A 12,137-nucleotide genomic window follows, 5' to 3' on the forward strand; every position below is an offset into this window, starting at 1 on the left:
GCTTCAGTCCCGTACGGGCACGATCCGCCTGCCAAGTGGCAGCAAAGAGACCGGAATCAGCTTGAAGTTCCCGATACCGAGCGGTATTCCGATGATCGTCAGGCACAGCAGGACCCCGGTCACGATATGGATGACCGCGAGCCAGAACCCCGCGACGACGATCCAGATGATGTTGCCGAGCACCGACGCCGCTCCAGCGTCCTCACGGTCGGTGACGGTGCGGCCGAACGGCCACAGCGCGTAGTTGGCGATGCGGAACGAGGCGATACCGAACGGGATCGTGATGATCAGCACGAAGCTGATGAGCCCGGCTATCGCGTAGCCGAGGGCCAGCCAGAAGCCGGACAACACCAGCCAGATCACGTTCAGTAACGCCCGCATACCGCCATTGTCCCCGGATCGTGGCGTCCGCGCCGCCCCTCCATGTGCAGGTATCCGCGACGCCTCCCGGGTTCCTACACTCGGTGTGCTGGCCCTTCGACGCGGAGGAGGCTTTCGTGAGCCATCCTCGGCAACCCTCGGCTCACGAGGGCCGACCGGGATGGGCCCCCGCTGTGGCAGGTTCTTGGCCCACAGCAGGGGAGGGTGTTCCCGCAAGACACAGGAGGCATCATGCCGGACGCGCCCGCTGTCCCCAGTTACTCCTCGGGCACCTCGGACGTCCCGCTGCTGGGAGACACCATCGGTGACAACTTCGATCGCACGGTGCGGGCGTTCGGAGAACGTGACGCACTCGTGGAGCAGTTCACCGGCAGGACGTGGACCTACGAACAACTCGCCGCCGAGGTGAACGCGCTGGCGCTTGGCTTGGCGAATGCCGGTGTTGGCAAGGGTGACCGGGTCGGGATCTGGGCTCCCAACTGTGCGGAATGGACGATGACCCAGTACGCCACCGCCAAGATCGGCGCGATACTGGTCAACATCAACCCCGCGTACCGCGCCCACGAACTGGAGTACGTGCTCAACCAGTCCGGGATCACCATGCTGGTGGCCGCGGAGAGCTTCAAGACCTCCGACTACGCGGGAATGATCGAGGAGGTACGCCCGCGCTGCGAGGCGCTGCGGCACGTCGTGCTGCTGGGCGACGAGGAGTGGAACGCACTGTTCGAGCACGGCAGGCAGGCCGATCCCGCGCTGCTGGAGCGGCTGCGTGCGACGTTGAGCGCCGACGATCCGATCAACATCCAGTACACCTCAGGCACTACGGGGTTCCCGAAGGGTGCCACGCTGAGCCATCACAACATCCTCAACAACGGCTTCTTCGTAGGTGAACTGTGCGGTTACACCGAAGCCGACCGGATCTGCATCCCGGTGCCCTTCTACCACTGTTTCGGCATGGTGATGGGCAACCTGGCCGCGACAAGTCATGGCGCCTGCATGGTCATCCCCGCGCAGGCGTTCGAGCCCGCGGCCACGCTGCGAGCGGTACAGGCGCAACGATGCACGTCGCTGTACGGCGTCCCGACGATGTTCATCGCGGAACTGGCCGAAGCCGACTTCGACTCCTACGACCTGTCCAGCCTGCGGACCGGGATCATGGCGGGCTCGCCGTGCCCGGTGGAAGTGATGAAGCAGGTCATCGAGCGGATGGGGATGACGGAGGTGACCATCTGCTACGGCATGACGGAGACCTCCCCGGTTTCGACACAGACAAGGGCCGACGACTCGATCGAGCGACGCGTGTCCACTGTGGGCAGGGTGCACCCGCACCTGGAGGTGAAGATCGTTGACCCGGAGACGGGGCTGACGGTGCCACGCGGAACCCCCGGCGAGTTCTGCACCCGGGGCTACTCGGTGATGCTCGGTTACTGGGAGCAGCCGGAGCAGACGGCCGAGGCCATCGACGCCGCGCGGTGGATGCACACCGGAGATCTCGCGGTGATGGACGACGAGGGCTACGTCAACATCACCGGCCGGATCAAGGACATGGTCATCCGGGGCGGGGAGAACATCTACCCGCGTGAGATCGAGGAGTTCCTTTACACCCACCCGGACGTCCTCGACGCGCAGGTGATCGGTGTGCCCGATCGCAGGTACGGCGAGGAGTTGATGGCGTGGGTGCGGATGCGCGAGGGCGCTCCGCCGCTCACCGCCGAGGCGCTGCGCGACTTCTGCCATGGCAGGCTCGCGCATTACAAGATCCCGCGCTACGTGCACGTGGTGGACGAGTTCCCGATGACGGTTACCGGCAAGGTGCGCAAGGTCGAGATGCGGGAGAAGTCGGTCGAACTGCTCGGGCTGGATGAACCGGCCAAGGGATCGTAGGCACGCACCCCTCCAGCACCCGCCCGACACCGTCCACGGAGCCAGCAGCGTCGTGCTTCAGGCTGGTTGGGCGCCGAGCCTGCCGTCCTCGACCACGTAGGAAACATCCCGGCGTACCCGGGACGCCGCATCGCTCGGGTCGTCGACGAACCACAGGTCCGAGGTCCATACGTCGCGGCCCACCTCGCACGAGAGGTAGCCGCGCTCGCGGCCGTTGTAGTAGCGCACCTGCGGGTTGTGGGGCAGCGCGGACTCGAACAACGCGTTGTTGCCCTTGCCGCTGCTGATCGAGCTACCGATGAACTCCGTTGCCACCACCGGTGAGGTGGGATCGTGTTCCAGCGTGATGTCGTTGACCATTGCCGCGTGGACGTCCCCGCTGAGCACGATGGGGTTGCGAGGCTGTTGTCGGTGCAGAAAGCCGGTGATGCGGGAGCGTGCCGCCGGATAGCCGTCCCACTTGTCGGTGTTGTAGGCCTGCCCATCGGCCGTGTCCATGTCGATGGCCGCGAGGTAGACCTGCTGCGCGATCACATTCCACCTCGCGGTCGACGAGGCGAGTCCTTCGAGCAGCCAGCGCTCCTGCTCTGGTCCGGTCAAGGTCCGGTCAGGGTCGTATGCGTCGCTTGGCAGCGGCTGGAAGGTCGGGCCGTCCACCTGTGGGGTGCGGTACTGCCGGGTGTCGAGCAGCCGGATCTCGGCGAGGTCGCCGTAGCTGAACCGACGGTAGAGGCTCATGTCCGGCCCTGACGGCAGAGACGAGCGCCGCAGCGGCATGTGCTCGTAGTAGGCGTGATAGGCGGCGGCCCTGCGACGCGGGAATGTCTCAGGGTCCGCGTTGCCGTTGGCGCCGTAGTCGCCCGCCATGTTGTTGACCACCTCATGGTCGTCGGGCACGCACAGGAAGGCGACGGAGGCGTGCGCGGCCTGCAGGTCGGGGTCGAGCCGGTACTGCGCGTGGCGGATTCGGTAGTCCTCCAGCGATGTGGTGGCCTTGAATGGCAAGTGCCTGCGGTCGGGCCCCGCGCTTGGCTGGGCAGGGCCTCTCCCTTCGTAGATGTAGTCACCGAGGTGCAACACGATGTCGAGATCGCGCTCGGCGATGTGCCGGTAGGCCGCGTAGCGACCGGCAGGCAGCGACTGACACGACACCGCCGCGAGCGCCAGCGATGACACCGGCGCGCCCACCGGCGGCGTGGTACGGGTCCGGCCGACCGGACTCAGCTGGCGCCCGACGCGAAAGCGGTAGTAGTAGACGCGATCGGGCAGTAACCCTTCGACCTCGACGTGAACCGAGTGCGCCCACTCGCTCTTGGCTCGCGCGCTTCCCGCTCGAACGACGTCGGCGAAGTGCTCATCGGTGGCGACCTGCCACAGCACCTGTACGTCGCCCGCGGCCATGCCACCGTCCGGGGCCAGCGGTTGCGGAGCCAGCCGAGTCCACAGCACCACGCCGTCGGGGGCCGGGTCGCCCGAGGCGACGCCGAGTGTGAACGGGTACTCCCGTGGTAGGGCGGCGGTTGCCGCTTTGGCACTCCAGCCGGAGAACGCGGCGGCGCCGAGCGCGGAGCCGCCGAGCAGGGCGGTGCGGCGGGTCAGACTCATGGGCACTCCCGAAGCGAACCGGACTGGTTCGCCTTTTCTAATGGCCCGGGATGAACGCGAGGGGCCGCGCGCATGAATAGGTGAGTGCGGTTCGGGGTCGGCTACGCGGCACTCAGGACCGGTCGGTGCCGTCGGGCCGCAGTGCCTGCTCCACCTGCTCGGAGGTGAGCGGGCTTGAGCTGACGTAATACAGCACGGCGCCGGGGGGCAACTCGTCCCCCCAGCCGGGGTTGACCATGAGCCGCTCGCCGGTGCGGGCCGCGAGCACGGTGACACCGTGTCTGCGGCCGAGTGTGACGCGGCACCGGTCGACCGGCACCGGCCCGAGCGACTCCGGCAGCGTTACCGAGTAGGTGTTGGCCCCGCCGTATGTCAACAGCTCCGCGTACATCTCGGCGATTCCGGGTGAGGTGATTTCCTCGGTGATCATGCGAGGGGTGTGCCACTGCACGCACCGGACGTGCTCGCCGATGTAGCCGAGCAGCGATGCGCGTTCCATGTCGCGCAGCGTCACCACAACGTGGGCATCGGTGATGACGTGGTCGACGGCCAGCGCGACGGCGAGCGCTTCGTTGTCGTCACGGGCGTCCACAAGCACGCTGCGTGCCGTGTGGACCCCGGCCCTGCGCAAGGTCTCCTCGTCGGTGAGGTCACCGCGTACGTAATCGATGAGTTCTTCGGCCATCGGGTGGGTCCCCACCTCGTCCCAGGCGCACAACACCAGGGTCCCGTCGATGCCGTGCAGCAGTTCCCGAGCGATACGTTCGGTGCGCCCCGGGGTATATCCGAGCAGAACCGTGTGCCCGGACGCCTTCACGGTGATCGATCCCTGCATTCGGCGTCCCCTCGCTCCCTCAAGCACCGAGGCCATCTTCGTGAACACCGTCGTGAGCGTGACGATCCCGCCGGTGATCACATACGCGCCGACGACGTGGCCCGCGGCCGACTCGGGGAAGAAGTCACCGTAGCCGACCGTGGCCGCGGTCACGACGAAGTACCACCAGTAGTTTTCCGGCAGCACCAGCGCGCTGCCCTCGGGTTCGGCCAGCGCCATCAGCGGCCAGCTCGTCACGAAGACGAACACGGTGACGGCGATCGGGGTGAACCATGAGGTGAGCAGCGTGAACCTGGCCAGTAGCCGGGACAGGAAGAACGGCACGCGCGTGCTCCGCGTAGGTCATGGACGGGTTCGGCAGCAGACCCTAACGGACCTGGGCCGCCGAACCCCTCACGACTTGCTCACGAGCTGCTTACGACGTGCTCACGACTGGTTCGCGGCTGCCTCGGCGAACGCCTTGGCGTCCTCGGCGCCGAAGGTCTCCTCCAGTTGCTCGGGAGTGTGGTCGATGTCGATGGCCGCCACGTCGGCGCCGCGAGCTGACTCGATCGCACCGAGCCTTCGCTGTGCCCTGTCGGCGGCGTACTGCAGGAACTCCTGGTTGTCGATGCTGAACGGCGGTTCGTCGAACTGGTTGTTCACCCACTCGATCATGCCGAGCGCGTGCGGCAGCAACTCGCCCATCCGCTGCTGCACCACGTCCCACAGCGAGTCGTCGGCGGCGATGTGTCGCCTGCACGTGAAGGTGCCCCACGCCATGTGCCTGCGCTCGTCGTCACCGATACGGCGCACCAGCTCCTGCATACCCGGCAGGATGCCGCGGGAGGTGCACACCTTCTGCCACGCGTAGTACCCGGTCAGCGCGAGGCTGCCCTCGATGACGTGGTTGTAGGTGACGCTGGCGCGCACCTGGTTCACCGGACTCGGGTCCTGCGCCAGGATTCCGAGCGATTCGGGCAGCTCCTCGTAGAACAGCTTGCGGTAGTGCGGGTTCTCGGCCACGTAGGAGTGCAGGTCCTCGGTGAGACCGACGGCGTCCATCCAGCGCCGGAACACCTCCGTGTGCTTGGCTTCCTCGAAGCAGAACTGCGTCAGGTACATCTCGTCGGCGAGCCTGCCCTCAGCCGCCATCGCTTTCATGAACGGCTGGATGTCCTCCGTGACCGCCTCCTCGCCCGCGATGAACTGCGCGCACAGGTAGGTCGCCGAGCGACGCTCCTCGTCGTTGAGCGATTCCCAACCCTCGCGTTCGGCCGAGAAGTCGATGTCGGCGGGGTTCCAGAACTTCTTGTTGCCCTTGACGAAGAGCCGCAACGGGAAGGAATCCCAGTTCAAGCCTCCTCGGCGCAGTGAGTGGAAGCCTTCCCGGTGTGGTGCGACGGTGCCGGTCATGAACGTTTCCCTTCGAGTCACTTCGTTGTGGATGATTCGATGAGCGAGGCGATCACGGCCCTTACCCCGTCGGCGGCCTCTTCGGCAGAGTGGCCGGGCAGCACCAGGTAGCTCATCGTCAACCGCGTCATGGTCTCGGCGACGAACTCGGTGTCACGCAGCTCGGGCAGCCGGTCCCGCAGGTAGGCCATCGAGACCTCGGTGGCGGCCCGCAGGATCGGCTCGCCCCGCGTGGTCAGCAGCGGGAGCAGGTCCTCCGCGACGTCGGTGCCGAGCGCCGCGGCGACAAGCCGGTTCTCCTTGGCGTGTTCGATGGTGTAGACGGTGGCGGAGTGCACTCCGGAGAGCACGTCGGGTGCCGCGTTGAGCCGTTGCTGGATGCCTTCGGTGAACTCGGCGAGCGTGCGTAGCGCGACCGCCTGCACGAGCGCGGCCTTGCTGCCGAACTCGTTGTAGACGGTTTGTCTGCTCACCCCGACTCTCGCGGCGACGTCGGCCATGCGAAGCCGGGCGTATCCGCGTTCCGGCAGCAGTTCGGTGGCCGCGTCAAGCAGCTCCTCCCGCAGCGACGCCCTGGCGCGCTGGGTGAAGCTCGTGACCTGAGACACATTCATATGTTGACAGAGTCTGTTCTGATGTCAAGGGATTGGACCCGTCCGTCAGCCGTGTAAAGGGCTACGGTGGCGCGGGTGGGAAGGTGCGTCGGCTTCGACCTGGACATGACACTGATCGATCCGCGACCCGGCATGGTCGCGGCGATGGAACAACTGGCTCGCGAATCCGGTCTCGACCTCGACGCCGAACTGTTCGCCTCTCGCCTCGGACCACCGCTTGACCACGTGCTGCGGGGGTTCGAGGCGCCGGAGGAGCGCATCCCGGACCTGGTGTCGCGGTTCCGTGAGATCTACCCCGGACTGGTCATCCCGAGCACCGTGGTGCTACCGGGTGCCCGCGCCGCGATCGACGCCGTCCGCGACGCCGGAGGAACCTCGCTCGTGGTCACCGGCAAGTACGAGCGCAACGCCGCGCTCCACCTGGAGGCGCACGGTCCCGAGGTGGATGTGCTTGTCGGTGATCTGTGGGCCACCGGGAAGGCCGCCGCGCTGAAGCGGCACAACGCGTTCGCCTACGTCGGCGACCACGTCGGTGACATCCGGGGCGCACTGGCGGCGGGCGCGATCGCGGTAGGGGTCACGACCGGGCCGTGTACCCGAGCCGAACTGCTCGCCGCGGGCGCCCACGTGGTGCTCGACTCACTCGTGGAGTTCCCAGGCTGGCTGGCGGCTAGCGCTGACGGTGCTCGCGTACCAGAGCGATGAGCCCGAGACCGAGGCCAAACGGGGTGACCACACCCGCGAAAGCGGAAAGCCACACCGGCAGGTCCTGCAAGCCCGCGGCGAAGAGTACGAAAACCGCCACCACCGCGACCATGCCCACGGCGAACAGGATGATCCCTGCCCGCATCAAGCCCGGCTTACCCACGGTGCGCTGTCCCTTGTCCTCAACGGCGGTGTCCATACCGGCATCTTAAGGTCGGCATTCGGCTTCTCCGTACTGTGTGTGGCGAGATAGGCTTGGTGGACACGCGTCCTGGGTACGCCTGGGGCGCGTTCGTCGTGCGGGGACGGTGCCTACCGGACCCGTGGCAGCAGAGCGAAGGAACGGTGAGGGTAGTGCCGACCGGCAAGGTCAAGTGGTACGACGCGGATAAGGGATTCGGCTTCGTCACGCAGGACGGCGGCGAGGACGTCTACATTCGGAAATCCGCGCTACCGCAGGGCGTGGAGGCCCTCAAGGCCGGCCAGCGGTTGGAGTTCGGTGTAGCCGACGGCAGGCGCGGACCGCAGGCTCTCTCTGTCCGGCTGCTGGACCCGCCGCCTTCGGTGGCGGAGGCCCGTCGCCGTCCTGCCGAGGAGTTGCACGGGCTCATCGAGGACATGATCAAGCTGCTGGAGATGCGGGTGCAGCCGGACCTGCGCAGGGGTCGCTACCCCGACCGCAAGCACACCAAGCGCATCGCCGAGGTCATGCGGGCCGTCGCACGCGATCTCGACCCCTGATACGCCGGTGGCGGGGCGCGTCAGCGCCGCCCCGCGGGTTCGATCTGAAGTGACCACACGCCGCGCACGACGAGTTGTGGCTGCCCGTTCTCGTCCACGATCGGGTTGCCCTGCTCGTCGGCCGCGTAGGCGGCTCCCAGTTGCTGGACCTCCACGACGAGCAGTTGGTCGCCGGGCGAGTCGGGGACCACCGTGTATGCGTGTTGCTTGCCGTCGGTGAAGACCTGCTGGCGGACCGGGCGGGGCTTGCCGTCCGCGCCGAGGAACTGCACGTTGAGCGCCCACGGCGTCGACGAGACGTCCGAGGGCAGCGACACCTGCACGGGCTTGCCCTCGCGCACGCGCAGGTTCGCGGGTTCGCCACCGGTCTCGCAGGAGGTCAGCTTGGCGTCGCAGTAGCTGAGTGCTTCTGCCGTCGCGCTCTCGCCGTCGGCGTAGAAGGTGATCTCGGGTGCCGAAGGCGCGGAGCACCCCGCCACTGTGACCGCGCCACCCGCGAGAAGTGCTACTACCAGACGTCGCATAGTGGCGAGACTACGAGCCGTCGGCTACGCGGGTGGGATCGGGTCGCAGCGCACGCCCACGGCCGAACGAGGGCAGCAGCGAAGAACCGTTCCTGACCAACCACGTCTGGGCGAGCCCGAGCGCGAGCAGCAGCGAAACCACGAGGAAACCGATCCAGTAGGTGGGCGGCAGCAGCAGCCCGACAGCCCCGCCGGACACCCAGGCGAGTTGCAGCACGGTCTCCGAACGGCCGAACGCGGAGGCACGCGACTCCTCCGGCATGTCGTGCTGGATGACGGCGTCGAGGCTGTTCTTGGCCAGCGCGCTCGCGGTGGCACCGACAAGTCCCACGACGGCGGCCGTCGCGATGCCGGAGAAGATCGCGGCCAATATCGTCGCGGCCAACGTGCCCGCGAGGGAACCGAGGATGACCTGGTCGTACTTGCCGAAGTGCAGCCTGGAGCCCAGCGCGTTGCCGAGGAAGCCACCAGCGCCCGCCGCGGCTCCGATGATGCCCAGCAGCAGCAGTTGCATGAACGGACTCTGCCCGCTGTCCTCTGTCTGCGCCTTGACCGCGAACGCGGCGAACATCATCAGGAACCCGGTGAGCACCCGGATCGAGCCGTTGCCCCACAGTGCGACGACAACGTGTCGAGCCATCGGTCTGCGTGGCTTGAGCGCGGGCCTTCGCGCGGTGAGCGAAGCGGGCACCTCGCCCTCGGTGACCTCGACCCACGACGGGATACGCATGGCCTGCGCGGCGCCGACGGCGCAGATCAGCGCGGTGAACCACAGCGCGCCCGCGGAACCGAACGCCCAGTTCACCCCACTTGCCAGCGCCCCGAAGACACCCCCGGCCGCCAACCCGAAGACGGCGAGTCTCGCGTTGGTCTTCGACAGGGTGATCTCCGGCGGCAGCACCCTCGGTGTAACGGCGGCCTTGAGCACCATGAACGACTTCGAGAGCACCATCTTGCCGAGCGCGGCCGGGTAGAGCACCCAGCTGTCGAAGTTCAATGCCATCAGCACACACATCAGGGCCTGCCCTGAGGAGGCGACGGACATGGCCAACCTGCGGCCGCGCTGGATGCGGTCCAGTGCGGGGCCGATCACCGGTGCCACCAGCGCGAACGGGGCGATCGTGATCAGCAGGTACAGCGCGACCCTGCCCCTGCTCTCCCCGCTGCTCGCCGCGAAGAACAGCGTGTTCGCCAGCGCTACCGCCATCGCCGCGTCACTGGCGTAGTTCAGCATCACCGCGTAGGTCAGCGACGTCAGCCCGGACTTGTCCGCCCCGTCGGCCGTGGCGGCCTTGCGGAAGGCGGCCACGGCCTGGCCGCTGAGCTGGCGACCGCGCAAAGCCGCCACCCGCGTGACAGTGAGCTTCTTGGGCACCCGTTGGTCGGCCCCGCCCGCGTCGAAGCCGTGCCGCGCTGTCGGCTCCTCCTCGGCGTCCCTGGGTTGACCAGGGGCGTAGCCGCCGGTGTCGTAGTACTCGTAGCCGGGCCGCTCACGCCGGGGCGGCACCGGCCCGCGTGGTGGGGGAGGTGGTGGCGGGTACGGCCGCGCGCCCCTGCTCGGCCTCGCGGGCTGCGTGGGCATCGCCGAAGTGGGTGCCTCGTCGGCGGTCGGCGGTGGTGGGGGATAGCCCCTTGCCGGAGGTGGCGCCGGGTGCTGAGCACGCGTACGGTCGACTGCCGGTTGGCTCGCCCCCGGTTCGGGCGTCCATTTCCGCTTCCCCTTGCGAGCCGAACCCATGTGTCCAATCCTGCCGTACTCAAGCCCTGCCCGTACGGGTGATCACGTGGTCGAGACGAACCGCACCCTGAACATCTTGGGCCAGAGCTTGCCGGTCAGCACGAACTCGTCCGAACCCTCCAGCGCCGCGATGCCGTTGAGCACGTCGGCCTCCGCACGCTCGCCCTCGTCCAGCAGCCCGGATGCGTCGATGCGGGCGGTGACCCTGCCGGTGTCGGGGTCGATGCGCAGGATCTCGTCGCTGTGCCAGACGTTGGCGTACACCGCACCGTCGACGCACTCCAGTTCGTTCAGCTCGTCACGCGGCTCGCCGCCCTCCGTGACCACCACCGAAGACAGTGCGGCGAAGGTCCGCGGGTCACGGAAGGTCAGCTTCGCCGACCCGTCGCTCATCACCAACCGCTGCCGATCCGGTTGGTGGCACAGTCCCCAGCCTTCGCCCTCATAGCGGACCCTGCGCCGCTGCGCAAGGGTGTCGCGGTCGCGTTCGATGGCGATGCCGCTGCGCCAGGTGAGCTGCCACACGCGGGAACCGACCACGGCGATGCCCTCGCCGAACAGTGGCTTCGGCAGCGAGACGACGACCTCGGGCTCAGCTCCGAGCGGTCCCGCCCGCAACGTGGACTCACCGACGAGCCCGGTTCCCTCGTAGAGGGTCCCGTCGTGAATCTCCAGTCCCTGTGTGAACGCCTCACCGTCGTGCGGCAGCACCTTGACTACCTCGACCCGCAGTCGCTCTACCCTCGCAGGCTCGTTCGGCGCAGGCTCACTTGGCGGCGCACCGCATGCGGCCAGCACGATCACCAGTGCCAGCACCGCAACCGCGCCCGGCAGTCGTCGCCCGGCAGTTCCCGCAGCCCTTATCACGGCCACCAGCCTGGCACGAACCCACCGACCGTCGCGCGGCACTGTGCTGCACAATGGAGACTCATGACCCTGCTGCTCACCCTCGACGACGGCACACTGCGCCGGAAGCTGTTCGATGCGGTGGAGTTGGCCCGCGAGTCCGCTGTGCTCGACGCGGGTGCCGAGAACGTGGGCGAGCACGTCGGAGTCGAGGTCGAGGACTCCGTTTCGGCGACCCACCTGTTCGACTCGCGGCTTCCCGGATACCGGGGCTGGCGGTGGTCTGTCACTGTCGCGACGACCGGGCACGACGAGCCGGTGACCGTCAGCGAGGTGGTGCACACCCCGGGTTCCGACGCCATCGTCGCCCCGAAATGGGTGCCGTGGGAGCGGCGGGTGCGGCAAGGCGACCTCGGTATCGGGGACATCTTCCCGACCGCGGCCGACGACCTTCGGCTCGCTCCCGCCTACCTGGCCACCGACGACCCCGAGGTCGAAGAGGTGGCGCGCGAGACCGGACTCGGCAGGGTCAGGGTGATGTCGCGCTACGGCAGGCAGCAGGCGGCGCAGCGGTGGCACCGTGGCGAGTACGGTCCGCGCTCCGACATGGCTCGCAGCGCTCCAGGCACGTGCGGAACGTGCGGCTTCTACCTGCGGCTGGCGGGGTCGTTGCGTGCCGCGTTCGGCGTCTGCGGCAACGAGATCTCACCCGCGGACGGTCATGTCGTGCACGCCGAGTTCGGTTGCGGAGCGCATTCCGAGATCGAGGTCGAGGCCAGCTCCCCGGTTCCGGTCGCGGACCTGTTCTACGACGACTCCCTGCTCGACACCGAGCCCGTCGGCTGACCGGCGTTAGGTCCACACACTGT

General features: G+C 67.7%; 13 protein-coding genes. 4 read left to right on the top strand and 9 right to left on the bottom strand.

Features of this window, described 5'->3' with window-relative positions; translation table 11 throughout:
• Window positions 1–3: 3 nt before the first annotated feature.
• Window positions 4–381: a YccF domain-containing protein gene (locus FHU38_RS03215; protein WP_167166338.1), complete on the bottom strand. Its 378-nt coding sequence runs from the start codon at window positions 379–381 to the stop codon at window positions 4–6.
• A 231-nt stretch (window positions 382–612) separates the two neighbouring features.
• On the opposite strand from FHU38_RS03215, the gene FHU38_RS03220 reads away from it, so the two are divergent.
• Window positions 613–2,265 (top strand): AMP-binding protein, encoded by a 1,653-nt coding sequence (locus FHU38_RS03220; RefSeq protein WP_167166339.1) that lies wholly within the window; start codon window positions 613–615, stop codon window positions 2,263–2,265.
• Between the two features lie 57 nt (window positions 2,266–2,322).
• Here the strand turns inward: FHU38_RS03220 and FHU38_RS03225 are convergent, their stop codons facing one another.
• The 4 genes from FHU38_RS03225 to FHU38_RS03240 all read right to left on the bottom strand — a co-directional run bounded on the left by FHU38_RS03225 (window position 2,323) and on the right by FHU38_RS03240 (window position 6,714).
• Complete coding sequence (locus FHU38_RS03225; RefSeq protein ID WP_167166341.1) at window positions 2,323–3,870, bottom strand: alkaline phosphatase D family protein; 1,548 nt, start codon at window positions 3,868–3,870, stop codon at window positions 2,323–2,325.
• 112 nt (window positions 3,871–3,982) lie between these two features.
• Window positions 3,983–5,029: an NAD-binding protein gene (locus FHU38_RS03230; RefSeq protein WP_167166343.1), complete on the bottom strand. Its 1,047-nt coding sequence runs from the start codon at window positions 5,027–5,029 to the stop codon at window positions 3,983–3,985.
• A 102-nt stretch (window positions 5,030–5,131) separates the two neighbouring features.
• A complete protein-coding gene (locus tag FHU38_RS03235) occupies window positions 5,132–6,100 on the bottom strand; it encodes a R2-like ligand-binding oxidase (protein WP_167166345.1) in 969 nt (322 codons plus the stop codon).
• 17 nt (window positions 6,101–6,117) lie between these two features.
• Window positions 6,118–6,714, bottom strand: a complete 597-nt coding sequence (locus FHU38_RS03240; protein WP_208415534.1) for a TetR/AcrR family transcriptional regulator — start codon at window positions 6,712–6,714, stop codon at window positions 6,118–6,120.
• Between the two features lie 75 nt (window positions 6,715–6,789).
• On the opposite strand from FHU38_RS03240, the gene FHU38_RS03245 reads away from it, so the two are divergent.
• On the top strand, window positions 6,790–7,419 hold the full coding sequence (locus FHU38_RS03245) for an HAD family hydrolase (RefSeq protein ID WP_167166349.1): 630 nt from the start codon (window positions 6,790–6,792) through the stop codon (window positions 7,417–7,419).
• Here FHU38_RS03245 and FHU38_RS03250 read toward each other — a convergent pair.
• Complete coding sequence (locus FHU38_RS03250; protein ID WP_167166351.1) at window positions 7,385–7,618, bottom strand: hypothetical protein; 234 nt, start codon at window positions 7,616–7,618, stop codon at window positions 7,385–7,387. The genes FHU38_RS03245 and FHU38_RS03250 overlap by 35 nt on opposite strands.
• Window positions 7,619–7,773: 155 nt before the next feature.
• On the opposite strand from FHU38_RS03250, the gene FHU38_RS03255 reads away from it, so the two are divergent.
• Window positions 7,774–8,160 (top strand): cold-shock protein, encoded by a 387-nt coding sequence (locus tag FHU38_RS03255; protein WP_040926747.1) that lies wholly within the window; start codon window positions 7,774–7,776, stop codon window positions 8,158–8,160.
• Window positions 8,161–8,180: 20 nt separating this feature from the next.
• Here FHU38_RS03255 and FHU38_RS03260 read toward each other — a convergent pair whose 3' ends face one another.
• From FHU38_RS03260 to FHU38_RS03270, 3 genes are read right to left on the bottom strand one after another with little or no spacing between them, the layout of a single operon-like run.
• Window positions 8,181–8,684: a DUF2771 family protein gene (locus FHU38_RS03260; RefSeq protein WP_167166353.1), complete on the bottom strand. Its 504-nt coding sequence runs from the start codon at window positions 8,682–8,684 to the stop codon at window positions 8,181–8,183.
• 10 nt (window positions 8,685–8,694) lie between these two features.
• The gene (locus FHU38_RS03265; RefSeq protein WP_167166355.1) at window positions 8,695–10,422 is read right to left on the bottom strand and encodes an MFS transporter; all 1,728 of its coding nucleotides are present in this window, start codon (window positions 10,420–10,422) and stop codon (window positions 8,695–8,697) included.
• A 42-nt stretch (window positions 10,423–10,464) separates the two neighbouring features.
• On the bottom strand, window positions 10,465–11,289 hold the full coding sequence (locus FHU38_RS03270) for a glutaminyl-peptide cyclotransferase (RefSeq protein WP_313886652.1): 825 nt from the start codon (window positions 11,287–11,289) through the stop codon (window positions 10,465–10,467).
• A 63-nt stretch (window positions 11,290–11,352) separates the two neighbouring features.
• Between FHU38_RS03270 and FHU38_RS03275 the strand changes: the two genes are divergently transcribed.
• The gene (locus tag FHU38_RS03275) at window positions 11,353–12,114 is read left to right on the top strand and encodes a DUF3027 domain-containing protein (RefSeq protein WP_167166357.1); all 762 of its coding nucleotides are present in this window, start codon (window positions 11,353–11,355) and stop codon (window positions 12,112–12,114) included.
• Window positions 12,115–12,137: the final 23 nt, after the last annotated feature.

The organism is Saccharomonospora amisosensis (assembly GCF_011761185.1).
Lineage (GTDB): Bacteria > Actinomycetota > Actinomycetes > Mycobacteriales > Pseudonocardiaceae > Saccharomonospora_A > Saccharomonospora_A amisosensis.

Excerpts from the sequence above, each read along its gene's own strand:
- FHU38_RS03220 (WP_167166339.1), top strand. The coding sequence starts at position 613 with ATGCCGGACGCGCCCGCTGTCCCCAGTTACTCCTCGGGCACCTCGGAC.
- FHU38_RS03260 (WP_167166353.1), bottom strand. The coding sequence starts at position 8,684 with ATGCGACGTCTGGTAGTAGCACTTCTCGCGGGTGGCGCGGTCACAGTG.
- FHU38_RS03265 (WP_167166355.1), bottom strand. The coding sequence starts at position 10,422 with ATGGGTTCGGCTCGCAAGGGGAAGCGGAAATGGACGCCCGAACCGGGG.
- FHU38_RS03215 (WP_167166338.1), bottom strand. The coding sequence starts at position 381 with ATGCGGGCGTTACTGAACGTGATCTGGCTGGTGTTGTCCGGCTTCTGG.
- FHU38_RS03275 (WP_167166357.1), top strand. The coding sequence starts at position 11,353 with ATGACCCTGCTGCTCACCCTCGACGACGGCACACTGCGCCGGAAGCTG.
- FHU38_RS03235 (WP_167166345.1), bottom strand. The coding sequence starts at position 6,100 with ATGACCGGCACCGTCGCACCACACCGGGAAGGCTTCCACTCACTGCGC.
- FHU38_RS03225 (WP_167166341.1), bottom strand. The coding sequence starts at position 3,870 with ATGAGTCTGACCCGCCGCACCGCCCTGCTCGGCGGCTCCGCGCTCGGC.
- FHU38_RS03240 (WP_208415534.1), bottom strand. The coding sequence starts at position 6,714 with ATGAATGTGTCTCAGGTCACGAGCTTCACCCAGCGCGCCAGGGCGTCG.
- FHU38_RS03250 (WP_167166351.1), bottom strand. The coding sequence starts at position 7,618 with ATGGACACCGCCGTTGAGGACAAGGGACAGCGCACCGTGGGTAAGCCG.